The 23088-nt window shown below is 42.1% G+C and carries 22 protein-coding genes and 2 pseudogenes; 15 read left to right on the top strand and 9 right to left on the bottom strand.

Translation table 11 applies throughout. From position 1 onward, the window contains the following. Positions 1–163: 163 nt before the first annotated feature. Entirely contained in the window at positions 164–1612 is a 1449-nt protein-coding gene (locus F947_RS12260) for a coniferyl aldehyde dehydrogenase (RefSeq protein WP_004976148.1), read from the bottom strand. Between the two features lie 117 nt (positions 1613–1729). On the opposite strand from F947_RS12260, the gene F947_RS12265 reads away from it, so the two are divergent. The 6 genes from F947_RS12265 to F947_RS12290 all read left to right on the top strand — a co-directional run bounded on the left by F947_RS12265 (position 1730) and on the right by F947_RS12290 (position 6588). Next, positions 1730–2431 (top strand): TetR/AcrR family transcriptional regulator, encoded by a 702-nt coding sequence (locus tag F947_RS12265; RefSeq protein WP_004976150.1) that lies wholly within the window; start codon positions 1730–1732, stop codon positions 2429–2431. A gap of 91 nt (positions 2432–2522) precedes the next feature. Next, the gene (purU, locus tag F947_RS12270) at positions 2523–3389 is read left to right on the top strand and encodes a formyltetrahydrofolate deformylase (protein ID WP_004976151.1); all 867 of its coding nucleotides are present in this window, start codon (positions 2523–2525) and stop codon (positions 3387–3389) included. 261 nt (positions 3390–3650) lie between these two features. Then, positions 3651–4436 (top strand): energy transducer TonB, encoded by a 786-nt coding sequence (locus F947_RS12275; protein WP_004976154.1) that lies wholly within the window; start codon positions 3651–3653, stop codon positions 4434–4436. Positions 4437–4455: 19 nt separating this feature from the next. Next, positions 4456–5079: a MotA/TolQ/ExbB proton channel family protein gene (locus F947_RS12280; RefSeq protein WP_004976156.1), complete on the top strand. Its 624-nt coding sequence runs from the start codon at positions 4456–4458 to the stop codon at positions 5077–5079. Further along, entirely contained in the window at positions 5079–5483 is a 405-nt protein-coding gene (locus F947_RS12285) for an ExbD/TolR family protein (RefSeq protein ID WP_004976158.1), read from the top strand. The genes F947_RS12280 and F947_RS12285 overlap by 1 nt, the downstream gene beginning before the upstream one ends. Positions 5484–5649: 166 nt before the next feature. Continuing rightward, the gene (locus tag F947_RS12290; protein ID WP_004976161.1) at positions 5650–6588 is read left to right on the top strand and encodes a DMT family transporter; all 939 of its coding nucleotides are present in this window, start codon (positions 5650–5652) and stop codon (positions 6586–6588) included. Between the two features lie 147 nt (positions 6589–6735). Here F947_RS12290 and F947_RS12295 read toward each other — a convergent pair whose 3' ends face one another. Then, positions 6736–7983 carry a YihY family inner membrane protein gene (locus F947_RS12295; RefSeq protein ID WP_004976162.1) on the bottom strand — a complete coding sequence of 416 codons (1248 nt, stop codon included), beginning with the start codon at positions 7981–7983 and terminating at the stop codon, positions 6736–6738. Between the two features lie 114 nt (positions 7984–8097). Between F947_RS12295 and wrbA the strand changes: the two genes are divergently transcribed. Further along, the gene (gene wrbA / locus F947_RS12300; RefSeq protein ID WP_026438329.1) at positions 8098–8694 is read left to right on the top strand and encodes an NAD(P)H:quinone oxidoreductase; all 597 of its coding nucleotides are present in this window, start codon (positions 8098–8100) and stop codon (positions 8692–8694) included. Between the two features lie 567 nt (positions 8695–9261). Continuing rightward, a complete protein-coding gene (locus tag F947_RS12305) occupies positions 9262–9453 on the top strand; it encodes a hypothetical protein (RefSeq protein ID WP_004976167.1) in 192 nt (63 codons plus the stop codon). A gap of 61 nt (positions 9454–9514) precedes the next feature. Here the strand turns inward: F947_RS12305 and F947_RS12310 are convergent, their stop codons facing one another. From F947_RS12310 to F947_RS12325, 4 genes are all read right to left on the bottom strand, one after another. Continuing rightward, positions 9515–9892 carry a hypothetical protein gene (locus F947_RS12310; protein WP_410468204.1) on the bottom strand — a complete coding sequence of 126 codons (378 nt, stop codon included), beginning with the start codon at positions 9890–9892 and terminating at the stop codon, positions 9515–9517. A 283-nt stretch (positions 9893–10175) separates the two neighbouring features. Further along, positions 10176–10751, bottom strand: a complete 576-nt coding sequence (locus F947_RS12315; RefSeq protein ID WP_004976172.1) for a xanthine phosphoribosyltransferase — start codon at positions 10749–10751, stop codon at positions 10176–10178. 128 nt (positions 10752–10879) lie between these two features. Continuing rightward, positions 10880–11593 (bottom strand): DUF3108 domain-containing protein, encoded by a 714-nt coding sequence (locus F947_RS12320; RefSeq protein WP_004976176.1) that lies wholly within the window; start codon positions 11591–11593, stop codon positions 10880–10882. A 145-nt stretch (positions 11594–11738) separates the two neighbouring features. Then, positions 11739–12413, bottom strand: a complete 675-nt coding sequence (locus F947_RS12325) for a hypothetical protein (protein ID WP_004976182.1) — start codon at positions 12411–12413, stop codon at positions 11739–11741. Positions 12414–12688: 275 nt separating this feature from the next. On the opposite strand from F947_RS12325, the gene F947_RS12330 reads away from it, so the two are divergent. Further along, a complete protein-coding gene (locus tag F947_RS12330) occupies positions 12689–13546 on the top strand; it encodes an energy transducer TonB (RefSeq protein ID WP_171062604.1) in 858 nt (285 codons plus the stop codon). Between the two features lie 114 nt (positions 13547–13660). Beyond that, positions 13661–15034, top strand: coding sequence for a transposase (locus tag F947_RS12335; protein WP_004976190.1), 1374 nt, complete (start codon positions 13661–13663; stop codon positions 15032–15034). A gap of 94 nt (positions 15035–15128) precedes the next feature. On the opposite strand, the gene ybeY is transcribed toward F947_RS12335, so the two are convergent. Genes ybeY through miaB form a run of 3 tightly spaced genes read right to left on the bottom strand, consistent with a single transcriptional unit; the run spans position 15129 to position 18222 of the window. Then, positions 15129–15611 (bottom strand): rRNA maturation RNase YbeY, encoded by a 483-nt coding sequence (gene ybeY / locus F947_RS12340; RefSeq protein WP_004976192.1) that lies wholly within the window; start codon positions 15609–15611, stop codon positions 15129–15131. A gap of 43 nt (positions 15612–15654) precedes the next feature. After that, positions 15655–16728: a PhoH family protein gene (locus F947_RS12345; RefSeq protein ID WP_004976193.1), complete on the bottom strand. Its 1074-nt coding sequence runs from the start codon at positions 16726–16728 to the stop codon at positions 15655–15657. A gap of 39 nt (positions 16729–16767) precedes the next feature. Beyond that, positions 16768–18222 carry a tRNA (N6-isopentenyl adenosine(37)-C2)-methylthiotransferase MiaB gene (miaB, locus tag F947_RS12350; protein ID WP_004976194.1) on the bottom strand — a complete coding sequence of 485 codons (1455 nt, stop codon included), beginning with the start codon at positions 18220–18222 and terminating at the stop codon, positions 16768–16770. Positions 18223–18580: 358 nt separating this feature from the next. On the opposite strand from miaB, the gene F947_RS12355 reads away from it, so the two are divergent. From F947_RS12355 to F947_RS14995, 5 genes and pseudogenes are all read left to right on the top strand, one after another. Next, positions 18581–20467 carry a lytic transglycosylase domain-containing protein gene (locus F947_RS12355; RefSeq protein WP_171062606.1) on the top strand — a complete coding sequence of 629 codons (1887 nt, stop codon included), beginning with the start codon at positions 18581–18583 and terminating at the stop codon, positions 20465–20467. Positions 20468–20575: 108 nt separating this feature from the next. Then, positions 20576–21223, top strand: coding sequence for a ribonuclease T2 family protein (locus tag F947_RS12360; protein WP_004976196.1), 648 nt, complete (start codon positions 20576–20578; stop codon positions 21221–21223). Between the two features lie 201 nt (positions 21224–21424). Then, complete coding sequence (locus tag F947_RS12365; protein WP_004976197.1) at positions 21425–22411, top strand: malate dehydrogenase; 987 nt, start codon at positions 21425–21427, stop codon at positions 22409–22411. A gap of 239 nt (positions 22412–22650) precedes the next feature. Further along, positions 22651–22851, top strand: a pseudogene (locus tag F947_RS14655) (YeeE/YedE family protein); the annotation flags it as partial. Between the two features lie 100 nt (positions 22852–22951). Then, a pseudogene (locus tag F947_RS14995) lies at positions 22952–23088 on the top strand (IS982 family transposase); the annotation flags it as partial.

Genomic DNA, 23088 nt, shown 5'->3' on the forward strand with positions numbered 1-23088 from the left:
GGTGTAACTCCATTGATTTAGCCAACAGCAAATCTGTATGGCCAGTCAAAAATAAACGGATGAATTCATTCAAGGGGCGTTTTATATCAAAAATACGCTTAAAAGACAAGCGATTTTCTTCAAAAACAGCATGAGCGTGTTTGATAGCTCATGCCTTGATCAGTTAACGAAGAAGCGTCTTCGAAATCAATCGATGAATCGGCTTATCAAATGGGGGGAGAATGAACTTCAAGCTGTAAAGCTTCGGATTAGACATTACCGACCGTTCATGTGACAAGCTGAAAAAACCTTCTGGACCGTGATATTTCCCCATGCCCGATGCACCAACACCACCAAATGGTAAGTCATCTTGTGCAACGTGGGTCAATACAGTATTGAGTCCGAAATGCCCTGAATGGGTTCGCTGTGCGACATAGTCGGCACGCGCCTGATCAAAGTCGAAATAGTATAAAGCAAGAGGACGCGGTCGGCTATTAATAAACTCGATTACATCATCAATTTGTTCATATTCTAAGATTGGCAGGACTGGACCAAAGATCTCATTTTGCATAATTTGCATGTCTGGACTGACATTGGTCAGTACCGTTGGTGCCATTTTACGGGTTGCAGCCACATTTTCACTTTGCGGATTAATTTCAATAATATTTGCACCTCGCTCACGTGCATCTTCTAAATAGCCCTGTAAGCGACGATATTGTTTGTCATTAATAATAGAAGTGTAGTCTTGGTTATCACGAATATGCGGATACATTTCGGTCACAAATTGCTCGAAATGCTCCATAAATTCGGCAGTTTTGCCTTTAGGCAAGAACATATAGTCGGGTGCAACACAGGTTTGTCCAGCATTCCAGAGTTTACCTACCGCAATACGCTGCGCTACATCGACCATATCGCTAGATGGATGCACCAAAACAGGGGATTTTCCACCTAGTTCTAAAATGACAGGCACAAGGTTTTGTGACGCGGCAGCCATTACAGTTTTGCCGACTTCGGTAGAGCCTGTGAAAATAATTTTGTCAAAAGGCAAATGACAGAACGCATCGGAAATAATACCGCCGCCATTAATTACTGCCACCAATTCCTGTGGAAATGCTTCGCTCATGGCGTTTTCCAGTACTTTACCAAAATGCGCAGAAGCACTGGAAATTTTGATCATGGCATGGTTGCCTGCAGCCAAAGCACAGATCAGTGGGCCTAAAGACAACAGCAGCGGATAGTTCCAAGGTGCAATAATGCCAATTACCCCTAAAGGTTGATACTGTACCCATGCTTTTGCAGGTTGGTGGATAATACCAACCTGACGTTTAGATGGCTTCATCCAGTCGGTCAGGTTTTTGCTGTAATATTTGATATGTTCCAAGCAGGTAAGTAATTCACCAATTTTGGTTTCTGCAATGGCGCGGTTGCCATAGTCACGGTTAATGGCTTCGGCAAATTGATCCTGATATTTCACAATCACACGTTTTAAGCGGGCTAAGCGTTCAATGCGTTCTTTGGCACTTGGGACAGGATGACGCTGATAGGCATATTTCTGCAATGCCAAAATATCATCCAGACGTTGTAAATCGGGTGAATGTGGGGTCATTGAAGTTGTTTTTGTTTGACTGTTCATGGCATGTTACCATTCAATAAAAGCAATATAAGTTAATTTTTAGAGTATTTACTCTAATCAGTCAAGTGACTTTATGTTTTCATGCCCCCCAAATTTTAAAGAATGGTTGTTTTTAGGATGTCTCAAACCAAAACGTTGAAAACCAAAGAACGTATTTTGCAATTGAGTTTGCAATTGTTTAACGAGCGTGGTGAGCGTTCGGTAACAACCAATCATATTGCGGCAGAACTGGGCATGAGCCCAGGAAACTTGTATTACCACTTCCGCAATAAGAACGAAATTATTAAAGAGCTGATGGAACAATATCAGCAAGAAACTTTAGAAATGCTGGCTTTGCCTGAAAATCGTGGCTTAGATGCCAATGACAAAATTCGTTATTTTCAGGTTCTCAGTAGTCAGCTGTGGGCTTATCGTTTTTTGCATCGTGATGTCTATCATTTGGTCGAAACCAATGAAGATTTCCGCAAAATGTATCCACGTTTTGCAGGACAGGTCATGCAGCAGGGACAAAAAATTTATCAGGCCTTTGTGGATGCGGGTCTGATGCAAATGACTGAGTCAGAAATTGAAGCCTTGATTATCAATATTTGGATTGTGCTGACCAACTGGACGAACTTCTTATATATGTCGGGTCACATTACCGATTCAAACCATTTGGAAGAAAAATGGATTTGGCAGGCTTTACGTCAAATGCTGTTCCTTGAAGGGGCATATTTACGGGGTGAAAGTCGTGCAACCTATGAGCGTTTACTAGAAACACTAGGCACATCTGAACTGTTTGAGAGTTTATCATCCAGTAAAAATACTCAAGCCGACTAAGAGACTGAGAATGGCTATTTAGAATGTCTGAGAAACGCGCTAGAATACTCGGCTTGTTTTTCAATTTAACCAAGTAGTGACTAAAAACAACATGAATATGACGACTGCGAATACTGCACGTTTACTGATTACCTGTGAAGATAAGCCAGGTATTGTGCAGGCTGTATCGAGCTTTTTGTATCATCAAGGAGCCAACATTACCGCGCTTGATCAATACGCAACAGAAGCTCAGGGCGGGCGTTATTTCATGCGGGTTGAGTTTGAACTGGATCACTTGCAAAGCCGTAAAGAAAGCTTATTGCAAACCTTTGCTTCTAACGTGGCAGAGCGTTATGAAATGCAATGGCGTTTGGCTTTGGTCAGCGATGTGAAAAAAGTCGGCATTTTGGTGTCTAAAGTTGATCATGCTTTGCTCGAACTATTATGGCGTCATTCACGTGGTGGTTTACCATGTGAAATTACCAAAGTGGTGTCGAACCATGACACCTTGCGTGAAGCGGTAGAAAACTTTGGTATTCCGTTTGAAGTAGTGCCTGTTAATAAAGAAAATAAACGTGAAGCTTACGCTAAAATTGATGAATTGATGCAAGGCAATGATTTGTTGGTATTGGCGCGTTATATGCAAATTTTGGATGAAGAGTTTGTCTCTAAGTGGGAAATGAAAGTGATCAATATTCACCACTCTTTCTTGCCGGCCTTTGTGGGAGCAAACCCGTACAAACAAGCCTATGAAAAAGGCGTGAAGTTGATTGGTGCAACGGCACACTACGTGACTGCAGACCTAGACCAAGGCCCGATTATTGAGCAAGATGTAGAGCGTGTAAACCATGACTTTACGGTAGATCAGTTGCGCGAATTGGGGCAGGACGTTGAACGTAATGTACTGGCTCGTGCAGTCAAATGGCATTTAGAAGACCGTATTATTGTAGATGGCAACAAAACTGTTGTATTTCAATAGGGTGTAAAGCCATCTCAAGATTGAACAAAAAACATGCCGTCTAGGCATGTTTTTTTATACTATAATTGTAATGTTATAACATTTATTTTAATTGTGTATTAATAAGCATAATGTGTGATTGTTCACATGTGTTATTAAAAAATAGTTGCAAATGAAAACACTTCTCATTTATTATTGCGTTACTTTAATTGTGCTAACCGATCAGTTTGATCGTATAAGCTGTGATGGTTTGGCAATTGCTTTTCAAGGTCGCTGACTTTAATGAACCAATCTCCCAACGCTATGACGCATACATCCCACACCATGAAAAAGAAAGTTGTAACAGCTTTAGCCGTGGTTGCATTGGGACACGTGGGCGTGTTGTGGGCATTGGGGCAGATGCCAACCCCAAGCTTAAAGCCAATAGAAAAAGAACCTTTAAAAGTCCGCTTTGTAAAAATTCAAGAACCTCCAAAACCTTTGCCGCCACAACCTAAAGCTGAGCCGCAACCAGAAAAACCAAAACCGCAGCCAGTGAAAGAAGTGCCAGTGGTAGAAAAACCGTTACCACCGCCACCTAAAAAAGTGGAAAAAGTACAGCAGGTGAAAAAAGCGGAAGCGCCTAAGCCTGTGGCAAAACCCGTAGAAAAACCTGTCGAGCGTGTTGTGAAACCTGCACCTGTAGCGACAGTGACTGAAACTAAGGTGGTACAAGCCGCACCTAAACCAACTCCTGCGCCTGTTGCACCCGCACCTGTCGTGCCAGCCGCACCTAAAACAGTTTCAATTGGTGGGTCAGGGGTGCAATGGAGTCGCTCACCAAAACCAACTTATAGTAACCGCGATTTACAAGGTGAAACCCGAACAGTGGTGGTTCTCATTGAAGCCAATGAAAACGGTGCAATTACCCATGCACAAATCACCCGTTCCAGTGGTTTACCTGCTTTAGATCAAAAGATTTTACGCGCTGTGCGTAGTGCAAAATTCAAACCGTACAAAGAAAATGGCGTTGCTTATCCAATTCGTGCTGAGCAGCCTTTTGAATTGATATTGAACCCTAACGGCTAACCTTAACAGGAGTTCGAGTATGAACTTTTCCGTCTATTGGCAACATGCAGATGCAGTCAGTAAAACACTGTATTTCGTGTTATTGGCGATGTCGATTGCGACATGGACCATCTTCGCATTACGCTTGATGGGCACGCGCCAATTGAAGCAACAAGCTTATGCTCAACTGTCTCAGGCTTTAAATCAGCTTAAGGCAAAACTGGCGCCACTAAGTTTTGAACAGCGCAAAGCGGTTGCAGAACAGGCTCTATTGCGTCAAATTTCTGTAGAAAAAGCATCGGCAGAAAAAGGGGTATCGGTATTGGGTACGATTGCCTCACTTGCACCGTTTGTCGGTTTATTCGGTACGGTTTGGGGCATTTTCCATGCACTGGTTGCTGTAGGTAAAAGTGGGCAGGCAGGACTGGCACAAGTCGCAACCCCAGTGGGTGAAGCTTTAATTATGACAGGCTTTGGTTTGGCAGTCGCAATTCCAGCAGTGATTGCCTACAACATTTGCTCACGCGTGAACCGTACCTTATCGAACAATCTGCAAGATCATGCACACAGCTTATTGATTGATACCATGTTGCAGCAAGATTCATCTGTGCAAAAAACAGAAGTGAAAGCAACACAACAAAGTTTAGTGGGAGGTCAGGTTTAATGGCTTTTCAATTGGGTGAAGACAACGACTCTGGCATGAATGAGATGAACCTCATTCCCCTGATCGACATTATGTTGGTATTGATGATCATCTTTTTGGTGACAGCGACCGTTGCCAACCCATCTATACCATTAACCTTACCGCAAACCAGCGCAGAAATTGTTGATTTACCGCCTGAGCAAATTCAGGTCAGTATCAATGCCAATGGTGAAGTGGCGTGGGATGATCAAATCATTAGTTTAGATGAGTTGCAAACCCGCTTTAATGATGCTAGTCAGCAAGCTCAACAGCCAACCGTGGTGTTAAGAGCAGATAAAGATGCGCGTTATGATACTGTGGCGCAAGTGATGTCACGTGCGAGTGAAGCCGGACTCAGTGATATTGCTTTCGCAACAGATGATTAAGTTAATCCTTAAAAATTAGCGATCTATTTAGGTCGCTTTTTTTATGCAAAGTCGCGCATAATGCCAAAACTCCTCAAGTACTCAATGATGTTGAATATCCAAAAGATTTAGGTTGAGTCCGCTGCTTACTTTAAAGTCTATTTTTTATCTCAGATCAGGTTCAGCCATGAGTTCACGCCAAGCACTTGATGCAAAAGCCAGCAGTATGATGCTAATTTTGTGTGTTTTTTGGGGTCTGCAACAAGTGGTGCTAAAAGTTGCTGCGGCAGATATTTCACCCTTGATGCAATTGGCACTGCGTTCAGGCTTGTCTGCTGTGATGGTGTTGCCTTTGTTATTGCTTGCAAGAAATACACAATGGGCTTCGACTGAATATCTGCCTGTAGGCATATTGGTGGGTATTTTATTTGCCGCAGAATTTTTTATGTTAGGGCAGGCGATTCAATATACTTCTGCGTCGCATGTGGTGGTTTTACTATATACCGCGCCTATTTTTGTGGCTTTAGCGTTGCATTGGAAACTACCTGCAGAGCGTTTATCTCGCTTGCAATGGGGCGGGATTCTGTTGTCTTTTGCTGGCATAGCGGTGACTTTTTTATGGCGTGATACTGTGCAACAAGAGAGCCACCAAAACTTCAGCCAGATGCTTTTTGGCGATTTACTTGCGCTGAGTGCAGGCATACTTTGGGCAGCCACAACTGTTGCGGTACGTCTAAGTCGTTTATCGGAAGCCCCTGCAACACAAACTTTGTTTTACCAATTGATGGGTGGTTTTTTGATTTTACTGCCGATGGCATGGTGGATGGGACAGGCTGAAATTCATTGGACAGCCTTAGCCATTGGCAGTTTGATTTTTCATGCGGTATTGATTTCGTTTATTAGCTATCTCGCTTGGTTTTGGTTGCTGAAACAATATTTAGCATCCAGTTTAGGCGTGTTTTCATTTTTAACGCCATTATTTGGCGTATTGTTTGGTGTATGGTTGTTGAATGAAAGCTTGAGCCAAAGTTTTATGATTGGGGCTGTTTTGGTCATGCTGGGGGTGTTGATGGTGAATGCTCAATGTTGGTTTAAACATAAAACCCAAGTACTAAAAAGAAAATAAGTATTTGCAGCTTTTCCATGAACTTGAGCAAGATTCAACATCAGCAATGTTGTCATGTAAAACTCATCTTCAAATCACCAGTAGCTCAATACGGCTTTAAATTTGAAAATGATTGATATATTTACAATCTCGCTAGCGCGTACAAGATTATTTTTCTTCAAAAATCTTAGAGAGCGGAATCGACAATTTGGCAGCCAAATAGTCATCGGTTTCACTGAGTACGGGGCCAAGTTTTTGCATCCATTCATCATCAGGATAGACATTGGCCAAGTCCTGACGACGTGGCAATGAATACGGTAGCTGTGAATAAAAACTCCAAAAATCTACCTGAGATAAATTGCGCACCAAAACAAATTCATCATTTTCAGTACGTTTAATTAAATTTTGTTGTTCTAGCATCAGCACATAAGACGGCCAGCGCCCAATTTCATTACGTCCCAATACATCTAAGGCTTCAGCTTCAGTGACACTTTCTCCGCGCATTTGTTTTTTGTAAAACAATTCCAGTAAGTCCAATAGCATGAGCAGCGGATGGCATTTTTTTTCGCGACTGGCTTCAAAAGCGGTCAAGGCATAACTAATTTCAACACCTAACAGCACAATATTCCAAGACAGGAAAATCCACAGTAAGAAAATAGGTACGGCAGCAAAAGCACCATAAATAATTTCATAACTGGTGAAGTTGGACATAATAAAACCAAACAGGTTTTTCAAAAATTCAAATACAACAGCACTGAAACCCCCCGCAATTAATGCGGCTTTAATAGGTACACTGCGGTTGGGAATGGTCCAATTCAGAATAAAAAAACCTAAAATGGTTAGGGCAAATGAAATCAGCCATAAAATAAATGCTCCATTGAGCTCATAACCTGCAAAGTTATTACTCAGCACATTCATAGAAGCCAAAGTTGAGGAAATGACAAAAGCACTGCCCAGTAAAATAGGGCCTAATGAGATAATGGTCCAGTAACGCATAAAACCCATAATGCCGCCACGGGTTTCCTTAACCCGCCAAATTCGATTAAACACAGTTTCAATACTGGTCAGCATCATCACCGTGGTCACGAATAAAAACAAAATCCCGATGACGGTTAAGTTGCTAGATTTGTCGGTAAAGGCATTTAAGGCTTTATCAAAGGCGATGGTGGTTTTAGGTAAAAAGTTGCTGTAAATCAGTTGTTGTAATTGTTGCCGTGCAGGTTCGAGTGCCTTAATGGATGAGATGATCACCAAAAATACGGTGAGCATAGGTACAACGGCAAACAGGGTAGTGTAGGTTAAAGAGCCTGCTTGTTCACGGCAGCGATCTGCTTCAAAGCGACGCAGCACAAATAAGACAAATTGAAACCATTGTTTGTCATAAAAAGGCAGTTTCTTTAAATAATCAACGATCATACAGTGGCTGTCTCAACTTTTTTAATCATCTTTATCTGTTTTCATGGTTAAGCTTAACCAAAAAAGCAGCAAAATACCGTATAGTTTTCATTTTTAGTCTGATTTCTTAGCATGATGCAAGCATATATTCTGGTTTTGTACTTTAGTAAATATGGTTCTACCAAAGAAATGGCACATTTAATTGCCAACGGGGTGGAGGCTAGTGGCATGCCCGTTAAAATTAGAACTGTGCCAAATATCTCGACCGTGGTGCAACAAGCAGAGCCAAGTATTCCTGCCGAAGGTGATATTTATTGTACTTTGGATGACTTGGCCAATTGTGCAGGTTTGGCTTTAGGTTCACCTACACGTTTTGGCAATATGGCATCTGAAATGAAATATTTCTGGGATCAAACCACTAGTCTGTGGCTGAATGGCGCATTGCACAATAAACCTGCCTGCGTTTTTACCTCATCGGGTTCGATGCATGGTGGACAGGAAAGTACCTTATTGACCATGTTGCCGCCATTGTTTCACCACGGAATGATGATTATGGGATTGCATAATGCGCATCCTGCTTTATCAAATACCAAAACGGGCGGTACGCCGTATGGTGCAACGCATGTGAGCGGCCCGCGCCACGATCAGGCTTTGAGTCAGGATGAAAAAATCCTTTGTGAAGCGCAAGGACAACGCCTAGGTGAAATGGTAAAAAAATTACAGGGCATGTGAGATTCTTTCTTTAATTAAGATGAAGCGTAAAATGTGGATATCGTTTTACGCTTTTATCTTTTGTACTTGAATTCGATTGGCTTATGTAGCATTGAGCGTGCTAAAAAATAAGTTCACTTTTCACCTAAAATCACCATTTGCAGTGATATTCAGTTTTCTCTTTTCACGTCTAATAACCGCTTTAAAAGCAGAGTTTTCTGTCACGGTTCACGCAGCATTTTTTTGCAGGCTAGGGTCTGTTGACATTTCATAAATGGCTTGCGCTGTAGGCTAAAACTGAGCAGATCAGGCATGAAACGCAAGGAATAGCGAGATTATTGCTAAGTTTCATAACGCAATCTGAGAAAGTTTTAGCCACAGCCTTTCGGGGCGAGCATATTTTTTGCTGCTATTGCGTTATGTGCCAGTCATTTAGAATGACTAAATTTCCTGTCCCATGCCTTATATCAGCTAAAAAACCTTGCGAGATATATCTCTCATGCCGCAAACATAGACGAATTGTCAACAGACCCTAATGTATTGAGCACAACGGACTGCTGTAAAAATGAGAGATTGAGGAAAGTGAAAATGAATAAGTGGATGCTGATTGGGTTAGGTCTAATGAGTTTAGGGTGTTCATGGTCGAGTGTTGCAGCGACTGAAATTGTGCATAGTCTGAGTTTTCCAGAAGAACAACGTATTGAAAAACAACCTGCGGAAGCACAGTATTTAGCGGCACAAAAAACTGTGATGACTTCTGCAAGCAGCACTGCAAAATAAAAAGATACAATCAAAAAGTGTTGCCATGTGCAGCATTTTTTTGAAATTGATTTAGGGCTATTTAGAGTTGCTTGGCTGTTTGAATTTTTTCTTTAAAGCGGTGTTTGCACTTGAGGCATTGAAAATCCAGAAAAATATTCTGATCGACAATTACACCTGCTTTTTTACCAAAGCGATGCCCAAGAAAACCGCCTGTGATTCCCACACTAATTGCCCCGACAAACGTGCCAATCGTGCCGCCCATAATTACGCCCAAAGGTCCTGCGGCAGTACCGATTGCCGCACCAATAGAAGCTCCTGAAGCTGCGCCGCCCACAGTACCTGCTGCTGTACCTGCAGAGCCTAATAACACGCCACCAATTTTTTGTAAGTTTTGTTCATGGTTGCGTTTTTCAACTTGAGTTGAACCACATTTTGGACAGACGATACTATGTTCCATCAACGGATTGTCTTGTGTCATGACTTTAAAATGCCTTGTACTCATGCCGCATGCATCAATGCACGCAGACGACCTAAAGAGTGCTGTGTAGAGCTGCAATCTGAAAAGAGCAGACTGCTTAAACACTGTTATTTCAAGTGCAGCATGGCGTAGCACCACAGTTTTGTAAATAAAATATATGTAAATGAGTTGTTTAAGTTTGAAAAAAAGCAAAAAAAAGAGCGCCTAAGCACTCTTTGATCATAAGGTCTAAATGATGAAACAACATCAGTTTTAATCGACCTTAATCGCGTACAAATTCAACAGTACCGTTTGCCAAAGACTTTACTCGTGCCAATGATTCAACACGATAGCCTTTTTCAAGCAATAATTCACGACCCGGTTGGAATGATTTTTCAATCACAATCCCAATACCCACGACTTCTGCATTGGCTTGATGGATTAAATCTGCCAAACCAAGTGCAGCTTGACCATTTGCCAAAAAGTCATCAATCACCAAGACTTTGTCGCTCGCGCTGATATGTTTGTTTGAAATGGCAATCGTGCTTTCAGTTTGCTTGGTAAATGAAAATACTTTAGAGCGGTATAAATCATCTTTTAAGGTTAAAGATTGATATTTACGTGCAAAAATTACAGGTACGCCAAGCTCTAAACCTGCCATCACAGCTGGTGCAATGCCAGAAGCTTCGATGGTAATAATTTTGGTGATGCCTGCATCTTTAAACAAACGCGCAAATTCTTGACCAATTTGCTGCATCATCACAGGGTCAATTTGATGGTTTAAGAAAGAGTCGACTTTTAGAACCGCTTCAGATAGAACGATACCTTCGGCTAAAATTTTCTGTTCTAGTGCATGCACGGGAGAATCCTCAAGAGCAGGTGCTTTTCAAAGCAAAAGCGTATTTTAAAAAGCACCTGAAAAAATGCAAGAACAATTTACCAAATGGTGAATAACTGCCAAGCTTTGCTCAGTAGTTATATTCTAAATTAGTTGGTCGGGCCTTTATAGCCTGTGAGTAATAATCCATAAGACTTGTCTTTGTCTTGGTGGGTAACTTTGACAGGCAAGTAGTCAAGTTTTGGTGCCAACCAGAAAATCGTATCACGGTTTGGTTTGTTGTGTTTCAGCACCACTTTAATGGTATCAAAAGTACCATAACTGGTTTTGATTTTTTCTGAACCTTGCTTAATAAAGCGACGTGATTCCACCTCTTTATTATCGGCAATATAGTAGCTCGATTTTAAACCGCCACTTTTTAAGTCTTCACGGATTTGCAGTTCCGCATTCAACTCATCCAACACGCCCGCTTTCCACGCAAAAGAACGGGTGTCGCTGTCCTTTTTGGTGTTAATGGTTTTCGCCGAAGGATTGAAGTTAATACTCATGGTGTTGTTATGCACCAAAATCTTACTGCTGCGGCTAAAGCTAGATGAGCCAATTTTGCCATTATTAAAACTAAAACGGCTAGTTTCTGTAGCAGAGGCAATCACGCCTGCTTTGGCAGCAAACACATAACTCCATTGGTTACCTGTTTGGCTTAAAGTACGTGTTGCAGAACCTAAGTTTTTACCATTGTAGTTAAATTGATAACTGGCTTGGAAAGGACTCATGGCAAATGTTTGGCTAGAGAAACCAGCCAAAAACAGTGCTGTAGACACACCGGCTGCCATACCCATTTTTTTCAATACATGATTTGCCATTGCTGAGATATTTCCTCTGTATGTAGGGAGATGCAATTTGCTTGCTTGTTGCCATTATACGCGTTGAATATGAAGAGAAAATTAGGAATTATGCGGCTTGTGTAGTTTTCCTGTATGTATTCTCTTCTAAAGTTTCAGCTTAGCTTTATTTTTGTTTCAGCGGTGTGACTTGCGTATCTGCAAGAGATTCTTCCACATCTTCTAGTCTTTCTTCAGACATTTTGCGGAACAACGCCGTTAAATTGACGTTGCCAGTGAGCACCAATTCCGCTTCACGTAATACCGCATGATTCACATGAACTTTGCTGAGTGTGTCAATGATAGAGCGGCTTTTGCCCAACCAGCGATTTAAATCTAAATGCAGCAAATCATCTTTGACTTTAATGACTTTGAGTTTTTCTAAAATCATGCCTAAAGGGTCATCATTGCGTATTTTTTGATAGTAAAATAAAGCGCACTTCACAGCGATTTTATGCAAAAAACTTGGATAACTTGCTTCAATCACCTGCGTGTCACTAATTTGTTCAAACACAATCAGCTGAGTATCTTTATTCAATTCCATCTGTACTAATTTTAAATCGACAGACAGAGTGATGTTCAAGCCGTTGTAATCTAGGGTTGCATAAAGACGTAACCAGTCGTCGTGTAAGTCTGCGTGCAGATCTTGCAACATTTTCACATTATCGGTCACAAAGCGCTGAAAAGTCGCATTTAAGAAGACCTGAGATAATGGAAATTCACGTTCATCCTCAATAAATCCTTCCGCTTTTTGGTACACTTGACGGATACGTTGAGAGATATTGGTGATCAGGGTTTGCATACGGCCGTCCAAGTCGTTCATTCATTCTTTACAGATACAAATATTTTGTCGAATTGTATTAAAAATACAGGCATAGAAGCTTGCAGTTTAGCAAAATAAGTTGCACCATTTTTAAGATTTTAAGGCTCAGTAGTCAGCTTTTTGATGAACTTCGCAGTTTTGCAGAAAAGCAAAAACTGAGCAAAGTAATATGCTCTTTAGTTTATACCGCATTTGGCGGCTTGGGGAATCAGACGTTTTGTCGGATTAATGTGATGCTAAAAAAAATTCAATTGATGCCTTCTACGCAAGATTGGTGGAAAGATCCTATTTTTGCTGCAGCGTTGCTGGTGGCTGCTGTATTGCACGCATTAATTTTGGCCGTGCAGTTTGCTGCACCGCAACAAAGCGATGCTGCGGTCAAAGAGATTGCGGTATCGGTACGCATGAGCGATGCAAAAGTTGAAGATGCAGATTTCTTAGCCCAAGCCGATCAGCAAGGTTCAGGTACGTTCCGTGAAGAACATCGCATGTCGAGTGATATGCCTGCACCCATGACTGAACAAAGTGCAGGGGAGCAGCAATTGGAAAGTTTAGAGCGTATGCAGCAACAGCGTGAATTAAACTTTGAAGAAAAAGTATTGATGACCACGCTCAGTTGGCAAAAACAGGCTGCAGAAAATCAGCGCAAAAAAGCCATGCAGGAGTTGAATAGCCAATTCCAAGCTAAGGCTGCCATGGTCGCCAGTATTGAAGCGCAATATTTACAACGCCAACAAAATTTTAGCCGTCAGCAAAAAATTAAAACCATCGATGGGATTCAGGCCAAGCAAGACAACACCGCTGGTTATATGGAAAAATTCCGTCAAAAAGTCGAATTTTATGGTAACCGTTATTATCCAGAACAAGCCAAAGCACAGAATTTGGCAGGCGAAGTACGTTTAATGGTGATTTTGAACAACAATGGTGGGATTCGTGCCATTCGTTTAATTGAAAGTTCAGGACATGCCATGCTAGATGAAGCAGCCAAAGCTTCGGTGCGTAAAGCCGCACCTTTTGGTGCATTTGATGCCAAAATGAAAGATATTTCTGAATTGCGGATTGTACGGACGTGGCGTTTTGACCCTGCTGAAGCTGAGTTTGAGGTGCGCTAGTTTTTCCCTCTCTCTCAAAGGGAGAGAGGACTTTGTGGACAAGTAACAAGAATCTACTCTCTGCTTTACGCAGCAATGTTCTTCTGGTATTTAGCAATCATGGGACTCTAATGAATGTTCTCCCTCCCATTGGGAGGCATAGGTATCTACACAATTTCCATGTTTTGCGTTAAATTGAAGAGCATGCTCTTCAATTTTAACATCTCTCGCTTAGATCAGCGCCTTGTCAAACGTTACAACAACCTTGTTCAGTTCAATATGAATCCTCTTGCTTCACTTGCCCCTGCAATCAAAGATATTGCCTCTGCTCAAAAAAATAGTTTCGCAACGACGCAAGCTGTATGGCGGTTTTTAAATAATAATAAAATTTCATTTAAACAATTAAATGAACCTATTCAACAGCTTGCTTGTGATCAGATTAAGACATCGCTGCATCGCTATGCTTTAGTTATTCATGATTGGTCACAAATCCAATATGTGACACATCGTAATAAAACTCAAAAACTCCAAAGGACACATCAGTACGACTCAGGCTATGAATTACAAACGAGCTTACTTGTTGATGCTGCTTCTGGACTTCCTGTTGCTCCATTAGCTCAAACCCTTTCTAGTGCTTCAGGTTGCTATTCGACATTTAATGAGCAACAGACCGAACGTAAAACTCATTTAGACTCCCTTTCTGAACAAATACAAAAAGTTGAACAGTTTCCTCTTGAGAAAACCTGCGTACATATTATTGATCGTGAAGGAGATTCCATTGCTCATCTCAGGGAATTAAGCAGTCATGGTTTTCAATGGCTTATTCGAGCAAAGGAAGGCAATCGGATTGAGCATCAGGGTGAAATATGTAAAGTTGGAGAAGTTGCTGAACGTATCGAAATACAGCAAGTGAAACCCATTTCTTACAAGGGTAATCAACATATGCTTTATGTTGGAGAAACCAATGTTCGGCTTACCCGTGCTGCAAAATCAAATAAAAAAGATTCTTTAGGTCAAAGAGTTGCTCCTCAGAAAGGTGCTGCAATTGAGGCTAGACTGATTATTGCGGTGGTTAAAGATATTAATGAAAAGACAGTTGCAAGATGGTCATTGATCAGCAATGTATCAACCGAGATTACCGCAGTGGAATTGACAACTTGGTATTACTGGCGTTGGTCAATCGAATGTTATTTCAAACTTCTCAAGCAAGCAGGTCATGATATTGAGTCATGGCTTCAGACTACCCCAGAAGCGATTTTAAGGCGTTTGCTGATCAGTTGTATGGCTTGTGTGTTGACGTGGAGAGTGCAGCGTTGTACAGATGAGCAAAATCAGAAAGTCCGTGCATTTTTGACTAGGCTTTCAGGTAGACAGCAGAAAAGAGGCAAGATAGAGAGTGCGCCTGCCATATTGGCAGGACTCTCGATTTTACTAAATACTCTTCAACTGCTCTCAGAATATTCAATAGATGAACTGAATGAAATCGCAACCATTGCACTAGGTACCTAAAGATGTGTAGATACCTATGCATTGGGAGGGAGTGGTTTTAAACAAAAAAGCGAGCCTTAGCCCGCTATTTTTATGATTTTCTAAAACTTAAAATTCAATCTCTTTCCATGTATGGATTATCCAAACCCAACTTGGCAAGAATCTCAACTTCTAAAGCTTCCATTTCTTCGGCATCCTCATCTGAGGTTTCATGATCATAGCCCATAAGGTGCAGCGTGCCATGTACTAGCATGTGAGTGAAATGCGCTAATGGTGTTTTGGCTTGTTCTGCAGCTTCCTGTAAAACCACAGGAATACAAATTACCAAATCCCCAATAGGGAAGCTCGGCAAAACTTGTGCCATTTCATCGGGTAAATCGCTTGGGAAAGACAAGACGTTGGTAGATTTGTCTTTTTTGCGATATTCCAGATTGAGCTTGTGACTTTCGGCATGATCGACACAGGCAATTCCAATTTCACAATCACTTTGGGTGTCTATATGTCTTAAAGTGGTTTCGACTACTTTTTTCAGATAGGCACGTTTTAACACCAGCTCAGGCGCTTGAATGTCCTGTTGCAGGCTGAGACTTAATTTCAAAATGAATCCTTAATACTTCAGTAGGTTGCAGAGCGCACAGCGATTAGTGCTGTGCATCTGCTGCGGCATCATTTTCCGCAATTAATGCTTCCTGGCGCGCTTTACGTTCTGCACGCGCTTCGGCACTTAAACGCTGTTGCTCACTGTCCCAGCCTTCATAGGCTTCAACAATTTTCTGAACCAGCTGGTGACGCACGACATCACGAGAATGGAAACGAGTAATATGAATTTCAGGGATTTTATCAATCACACGTAAGGCATGTGCCAGACCAGACTGCTGACCACGTGGTAAATCCACCTGAGTCACATCACCGGTAATCACTGCACGTGAACCAAACCCTAAACGGGTCAGGAACATCTTCATCTGTTCAGGCGTGGTGTTCTGGGCTTCATCCAAAATCACAAAAGAGTGGTTGAGGGTACGACCACGCATATACGCCAGTGGTGCAACTTCAATCACTTGACGTTCAATCAGCTTAGCAACTTTTTCAAAGCCGAGCATTTCATACAGGGCATCATAAAGGGGACGCAAATACGGGTCAATTTTCTGGGTTAAATCACCCGGTAAGAAGCCCAGTTTTTCACCCGCTTCAACCGCAGGGCGCACCAATAGAATCCGCTGGATTTCATTGCGTTCCAACATATCTACGGCAGCGGCAACAGCCAAATAGGTTTTACCCGTACCTGCAGGGCCAATACCAAATGAAATATCACTTTGCAAAATACGTTGCACATAACGCTTTTGGTTGGCACCGCGTGGATTAATGCGCCCTTTGCGGGTTTGCAACCAAACAGCATCCAATCCAGTATGCTCTTGCCCATCATCCGATTGTAATTCACGGTCAGTCTGACTGCCCTGAATCATCATGTGGAGCGTGTCTGCACTAATTTGTGCAGAGCTTTCCGCTTCTTCATGCAGGCGTTGCAAGAGCGTTTCGGCTCGTTCAACTGCATCAATTTCCCCATCTATAAAAAAGGCGTCACCACGATGAGAAATTTGGACGTCTAGACGTTGTTCGATTTGTTTCAAATGTCCGTTATAAGCACCGAGCATGCTTTTTAGACGTTCCATTGAAATGCCAGGAAAAGTTACTGTACGTCGAATCGCTGCAGTCAAGAGAATTCCTTAATCTGTTATTGGACTTTAGCTCCTACATTACGCCACGTCAGGCTCAAGATTCAAGAGTTCACCGTAAACTAAATTCAAAGTTTTAATCTCGGTAATCTCAATCTCCGCAAAGCGTCCGACCCAAGCAGGGTCACCAATAAATGTTACTAAACGTGTATTGTCGGCCGTACCCACTAAAATGTTCGGGTCTTTGTCGGAAACATTTTCAATTAGGACACGTTGTACCGTCCCAAGCATGGCATCGGTCTTATCAATACTAGATTGTTTGATCCATTGTTGAACTTTGGCTAAACGTTCTTTTTTCACATCTTCAGGTGTGGTGTCTTCAAGTTCAGATGCAGGCGTACCTGGACGTTTTGAATAGATGAAACTGTACGAGTGGTCAAAATCCATATCTTGAATAAACTGATAAGTTTCTTCAAAGTTTTGATCGGTTTCACCCGGGAAGCCAATAATAAAGTCGCTAGATAAGTGCATGTCTGGGCGTACTTTACGTAACTTGGCAATCTTGTCGATATACACATCAATGGTGTGGTTACGTTTCATGGCTTGTAACACATCATTCGAACCACTTTGCACAGGCAAGTGTAAATGCGACACCATTTGCGGTAAATCACGGTAGCATTGAATCAAATCATCATTAAATTCAAGCGGGTGTGATGTGGTGTAGCGAATTCGTCCAATGCCAGGTACTTCGGCAACCAAACGCAGTAAATCGGCAAAAGTACAAATTTTACCGTCAAAAGTTTCACCGCGATAGCCATTTACGTTTTGACCGAGCAAGCTAATTTCACGCACGCCTTTTTCGGCCAAAGTCGCAATTTCAGCTAAGACATCGTCTAAAGGACGTGAAACTTCTTCACCGCGCGTGTAAGGCACTACGCAGAAAGAACAGTATTTTGAACAGCCTTCCATAATCGACACAAAAGCTTTAAACCCTTCAACACGCGGTTCAGGTAAAAAGTCGAATTTTTCAATGTCTGGGAAAGAAATATCCACCAGTTTGATTTTTTCTTTTTTTGGTTTTTCAACCTGATCGTGGTGTTGATCAAGCATTTGCGGTAAACGGTGTAAGGTTTGTGGACCAAAAATCATATCCACATACGGGGCACGCTTTTGAATATTGTCGCCTTCCTGAGAAGCGACGCAACCGCCTACGCCAATCACCAAATCAGGATTTTTTTCTTTCAGCTTACGCCAGCGACCTAATTCAGAAAACACCTTTTCCTGCGCTTTTTCACGAATCGAACAGGTATTCATGAGCAGAATATCGGCATCAGCAGGGTTGCTGGTCAGTACATAGCCGTGAGAATCGCCTAAAAGGTCTGCCATACGGTGACTGTCATACTCATTCATCTGACACCCTTGCGTTTCGATATACAGTTTTTTAACTGAACCGTCGGCTGGGGTGTGCTGTGGCTGGGTAACAGTGTTTTCTGAGGCAGCTTGGGCACCATTCGGGATGAAGGTTTGAACCGTCATGTAGGCTCCTAAGAGATAATTCACGAGTTCGTTTATAAAAATAAACGGAGTAGATAAAACAGAGGGGCGTATTTTAGCAGGAATTCAAGATAAACTGACAGCCTTTAATCCGTGCATCACATACTTGAAATGTGAAGTAAAATTGTTGGAAGATTGATTTCAAGATTAATAGTGTCTAATCATAAGGTTACATAACAGAACACAACTTGGGTTCTAGACTAATTAAACTAAGCTGAATGATTGGATGCGGATCTCGAGGCAGAAGTAAATGACTGAAGGCAAGCGAATGCTGCAAATGATGAAACAAAATAATAAATTAACGAAAAAGCTTGTGCTAAGTCTGGTTTCGCTTGCCGTGATGACGGGTACGCATGCCGCAAATGAACAGTTTAATGATGCACTGCGTGCAGCCAATTCAGGTGATGTCGATTTATTGCAGCAGTATCAATATGCCATGCAAAATGATGTTTTGGGCTACTATCCTGAATACTGGGCATTGAACACCAATTTGGGCATGCAACCTGCCAGTGCAATTGTTCAGTTTGCACAGCGCCATCCACAATCAGCGATGGCAGAAAAACTCGCAGCCGATTACATCGAAGAAAAAGTGAAACAGGCCGATTTTAGCAGTGCACAACCTGTGCTTGCCTATGTGAGTAATGCTGATCAGGCCGAAAGCTGTGCCATGGCACAAGTTCGTACCCGTTCGGGTGATCCTTTGGTGGTCGCGGAATTTAAAGATGTTTGGTTGACCACGAACTCACAACCTGAATCTTGTACAGGTTTGGGGCGGATGATGCTGTCGAGTCCGTTAATGACTCAGCAAGATAAACAGCAACGCTTATGGGCACAATTGCGTGCAGGGCAGTCAGGGCTCGCTTTAGCGACTGCGCAAAGTTTAGGTATGAATATCAGTTTGGCACAATTGAACAGTATTCAGGCCAATCCACTGAATTATTTGTGGTCTGCACCTAAAGCAAGTAATGAAGATCATGCCTATCTTATTTATGCGATGGGACGTTTAGCCGATAGCGATTTAGACTCGGCACTTTCTTCACTAAAACGCAGTGCAGAAGGTACGCCAGAAGCGGTACAAAAAGCCTTGTATCGTGCAGTGGGATATATTGGCGGCACTACAGTCATGAAAAACAATTTTAACCGTGAAGTGTTAAGTGCCTTAGATGCCAGTTATGGCTTACCTTTTAGTCCCGAAGAAGCAGAAATTTATGCCCGTCAGGCGATTCGTTTTGGCGCATGGGAAAGTGTAATTCGTGCTGTAGATAGCATGAGTGTGACCCAAAAACAGGAAGATCGTTGGCAATATTGGTTGGCTCGTGCCTCAGAACAACGTGGTGATGCAGCATCGAAACGCAGCGCGCAAAATATTTATAAACAGTTGGCACAGGGCGATGATTATCACAACTTATTAGCAAAAGATCGTCTTGGGCAAACTTACAATACGAATCCTGCGAATACCCAACCAAGTACCAATGATTTACAGCGTTTGAATCAAGATATTCACTTTAACCGTGCCTTTGCCTTGCGTGAAATTAATGCACCTGCCAATTATGTCAATCGTGAATGGAACTGGGCGGTGCGTCAGGCGTATTTAAGACAAGATGATGGCTTGATTTTGGCAGCGGCTAAACGTGCAACCGATATGGGTTGGTATGATCGTGCCATTTATGCAGCAGATCGTACTGTGAATAAGCACAACTATAGTTACCGTTATGCTATGCCACATCGTAATTATGTTGTGAGCCACAGTCAAAATGCAGGTATTGACCCTGCTTGGGCTTATGGATTGATGCGTCAGGAAAGCCGTTTTAATACCACTGCACGTTCGCATGTCGGCGCGGGTGGGCTGATGCAAATCATGCCCGATACGGCACGTTTAGTTGCACGACAAATGGGTGAAACTTATAATCCTGCCGCGCTAAGTGATATGAATACCAATATTCGTTATGGCACATTTTATTTGTCGACCATTCAGAGACAGTTAAGCAATAGTCCAGTGCTAGCTACAGCGGGTTATAATGCAGGCCCGAACCGTGCACGCCGTTGGCAGCCCGAGTTTCAAGCGATTGCTGCAGACCAATATACCGAGAGTATTCCATTGTTAGAAACACGTGACTATGTCAAGCATGTCATGACCAATGCCACACATTATGGTGTGTTGTTGGGGCAGGGTGGACAATCGATAAGTAGTCGTATGCAACATATTCCACCGCGAAATACACCTTAGATTAGAGAAAATTTATAAGTGATACAGCTTGATGATCGTGTCGGTCGTTAGATGTGTAGAATATTGGACGTATAAAATCGTAAGGGGGCTGAAGCATTGAAAGTGTGGATGAGTACAGTTTTACAGCCAATTCAAGTGACACTGCTCGGTTTGTGTGGTGCAGCTTTGGTTTTGTGTACGCAAAATACATTTTCTGCCCCCGTGCAAGGCTATGTGATGTCTGTGCAAATGACGCCCGCCGTGTGTTTAATCGATTCGAGTAAAAGCAAAAAGCGTAAATGTTTAGAAGGCTATTCACTGAATATTGAAGGCTTATATCCTGAAGTTGCTGCGCGTGAGTGCAGTACTCAGTCATCGGCGAAGTTGCCGCCTTTGCAAGCCAAAGTGGTGGCGCGGGTCATGCCTGATGAAGCTGCACGGGTACAATTGTGGCAAGCCATTGGTGGCTGTGTACCTATGAATGCCAGCCAATATTTCCGCATGATCATTAACAATGCAGATCTGATTAACGTGCCTGCGGTATTGACGGGCCAAGACACTCAAACCGTACAACTGGGTCAGTTGCGTAGCCTGTTCTTAAAATCCAACTCAGGTATGTCATCCAAAAGCATTCATTTTCAATGCTCGAATCATCAGGGCAGCAGTTATTTAACCGAAATCAAAATTTGCTATAACAGTGCAGGGCGCTATAAGCAGTGTGCTGCCAACATTGGGTCAAATTGCCCAAGTCAGTTTGTGATTAAAGGTTCTTACTAGGTTTTTGAGCGCATTAAATTTGTGGTTTTGAGTCTTTTGGAAATATTTTATTTATATTTTCTATCAGACTTTTGTGGAATTTGATGCGCTTTTGCATGCATCCGCTGAATGATTGGAGTACAATCTTTCGCGTTTATGATTATTAGATTAAATGGACTGACTATTTAATCGCATTGACTATCCTCAACTGGAGATAATTACATGAAGCAACCCGTTCGTGTTGCCGTGACTGGCGCTGCAGGTCAAATTGGTTACAGCTTATTATTCCGTATCGCTAGCGGTGAAATGTTGGGTAAAGACCAACCAGTTATTCTTCAATTGTTAGAAATTCCTGTTGAGAAAGCTCAACAAGCGCTTAAAGGCGTAATGATGGAACTTGACGACTGTGCTTTCCCATTATTGGCAGGCATGATCGGTACTGATGATCCTAAAGTTGCATTTAAAGATGCTGACTACGCGTTATTAGTTGGTTCACGTCCACGTGGTCCTGGTATGGAACGTGCTGACTTGTTAAAAGTGAACGGCGAAATCTTCATTGGTCAAGGTCAAGCATTGAACGAAGTTGCTAGCCGTGACGTTAAAGTTCTTGTTGTAGGTAACCCTGCGAACACGAATGCTTACATCGCAATGAAATCTGCTGCAGACCTTCCTGCGAAAAACTTCACAGCAATGTTACGTCTTGACCACAACCGTGCGTTAACTCAACTTGCTCAAAAAGCGGGTGTTGCAGTTTCTGACATCAAAAACATGACAGTTTGGGGTAACCACTCTCCAACAATGTATGCTGACTACCGTTTTGCAACTGCAAATGGAGAAAGCTTAAAAGACAAAATCAACGATGCAGAATGGAACAAAGACGTATTTCTTCCAACAGTTGGTAAACGTGGTGCTGCGATCATTGAAGCGCGTGGTTTATCTTCTGCTGCTTCTGCTGCAAACGCTGCAATTGACCACATGCGTGACTGGGCGCTTGGCACAAACGGCGAATGGGTAACTATGGGTATCCCTTCTGATGGTTCTTACGGTATTCCTGAAGGCGTAATGTTCGGTTTCCCTGTAACTTGCGAAAATGGCGAGTACAAAATCGTTCAAGGTCTTGAAATCGACGAGTTCAGCCGTGAGCGTATCAACTTCACGTTAAACGAACTTGAAGAAGAGCGCGCAGCAATTGCTGACATGCTTAAATAATTTAATCTTCTAGATTAAATTAAAAACTCGGTTACGAGTTAGGCCAGTCAATTTTATTGACTGGCCTTTTGTTTTCTATGTTCATATTTCTTATAAAAATAAGACTTATAAATCAAACTTACTTATATTTATTATCAGATATAAGAATGAATTATCTGCGATAAAATAAGCAGTCAGTCCTACAGCGTAGGGGAAATTGCGTAGAATACGCGGGTTTCCTTTTTCAAATTCTCTCTTCCATGTCTGTTATTGTTGCAGCTTCCCAAAGATCGAATGTTTCGGTTTGGGTGGCTTTTATCTTGTTAATTGTGGGTACCTTGGGTGCCTATCAAATTGTTGGTCTGAATCAAGCGCTGTTATTTTTGATTGGCGGTGCTTTGGGGATGACCTTGTATCATGCTTCTTTTGGCTTTACTTCTAGCTGGCGCGTATTTATTAAGGCTCTAGACTAACCCGAATTACGGATAAGAAAAGCCCTTGAAAAAAAGGTAGTTAGAGCCATTTAGAAAGTTACGACACAACCCAAAGGCTCTAACTACCATGTACGATTTTACAGAAATTTTTTGTATTGTTGATGATTTTTTCAAAAAATTTGAACCCATCTATTGGCAATTTCTCAAGCAAGAAAACAAACGTCAACGTATCAGACAAGCAACGCTATCTTTATCAGAAATTGT

It is taken from the genome of Acinetobacter towneri DSM 14962 = CIP 107472 (assembly GCF_000368785.1).
Lineage (GTDB): Bacteria > Pseudomonadota > Gammaproteobacteria > Pseudomonadales > Moraxellaceae > Acinetobacter > Acinetobacter towneri.

What these genes read in the sequence shown, in the direction of transcription:
- F947_RS12260 (WP_004976148.1), bottom strand. Translation starts at nt 1,612, where the DNA reads ATGAACAGTCAAACAAAAACAACTTCAATGACCCCACATTCACCCGAT.
- F947_RS12265 (WP_004976150.1), top strand. Translation starts at nt 1,730, where the DNA reads ATGTCTCAAACCAAAACGTTGAAAACCAAAGAACGTATTTTGCAATTG.
- purU (WP_004976151.1), top strand. Translation starts at nt 2,523, where the DNA reads ATGAATATGACGACTGCGAATACTGCACGTTTACTGATTACCTGTGAA.
- F947_RS12275 (WP_004976154.1), top strand. Translation starts at nt 3,651, where the DNA reads ATGAACCAATCTCCCAACGCTATGACGCATACATCCCACACCATGAAA.
- F947_RS12280 (WP_004976156.1), top strand. Translation starts at nt 4,456, where the DNA reads ATGAACTTTTCCGTCTATTGGCAACATGCAGATGCAGTCAGTAAAACA.
- F947_RS12285 (WP_004976158.1), top strand. Translation starts at nt 5,079, where the DNA reads ATGGCTTTTCAATTGGGTGAAGACAACGACTCTGGCATGAATGAGATG.
- F947_RS12290 (WP_004976161.1), top strand. Translation starts at nt 5,650, where the DNA reads ATGAGTTCACGCCAAGCACTTGATGCAAAAGCCAGCAGTATGATGCTA.
- F947_RS12295 (WP_004976162.1), bottom strand. Translation starts at nt 7,983, where the DNA reads ATGATCGTTGATTATTTAAAGAAACTGCCTTTTTATGACAAACAATGG.
- wrbA (WP_026438329.1), top strand. Translation starts at nt 8,098, where the DNA reads ATGCAAGCATATATTCTGGTTTTGTACTTTAGTAAATATGGTTCTACC.
- F947_RS12305 (WP_004976167.1), top strand. Translation starts at nt 9,262, where the DNA reads ATGAATAAGTGGATGCTGATTGGGTTAGGTCTAATGAGTTTAGGGTGT.
- F947_RS12310 (WP_410468204.1), bottom strand. Translation starts at nt 9,892, where the DNA reads ATGGAACATAGTATCGTCTGTCCAAAATGTGGTTCAACTCAAGTTGAA.
- F947_RS12320 (WP_004976176.1), bottom strand. Translation starts at nt 11,593, where the DNA reads ATGGCAAATCATGTATTGAAAAAAATGGGTATGGCAGCCGGTGTGTCT.
- F947_RS12325 (WP_004976182.1), bottom strand. Translation starts at nt 12,413, where the DNA reads ATGCAAACCCTGATCACCAATATCTCTCAACGTATCCGTCAAGTGTAC.
- F947_RS12330 (WP_171062604.1), top strand. Translation starts at nt 12,689, where the DNA reads ATGCCTTCTACGCAAGATTGGTGGAAAGATCCTATTTTTGCTGCAGCG.
- F947_RS12335 (WP_004976190.1), top strand. Translation starts at nt 13,661, where the DNA reads ATGTTCTCCCTCCCATTGGGAGGCATAGGTATCTACACAATTTCCATG.
- miaB (WP_004976194.1), bottom strand. Translation starts at nt 18,222, where the DNA reads ATGACGGTTCAAACCTTCATCCCGAATGGTGCCCAAGCTGCCTCAGAA.
- F947_RS12355 (WP_171062606.1), top strand. Translation starts at nt 18,581, where the DNA reads ATGACGGGTACGCATGCCGCAAATGAACAGTTTAATGATGCACTGCGT.
- F947_RS12360 (WP_004976196.1), top strand. Translation starts at nt 20,576, where the DNA reads ATGAGTACAGTTTTACAGCCAATTCAAGTGACACTGCTCGGTTTGTGT.
- F947_RS12365 (WP_004976197.1), top strand. Translation starts at nt 21,425, where the DNA reads ATGAAGCAACCCGTTCGTGTTGCCGTGACTGGCGCTGCAGGTCAAATT.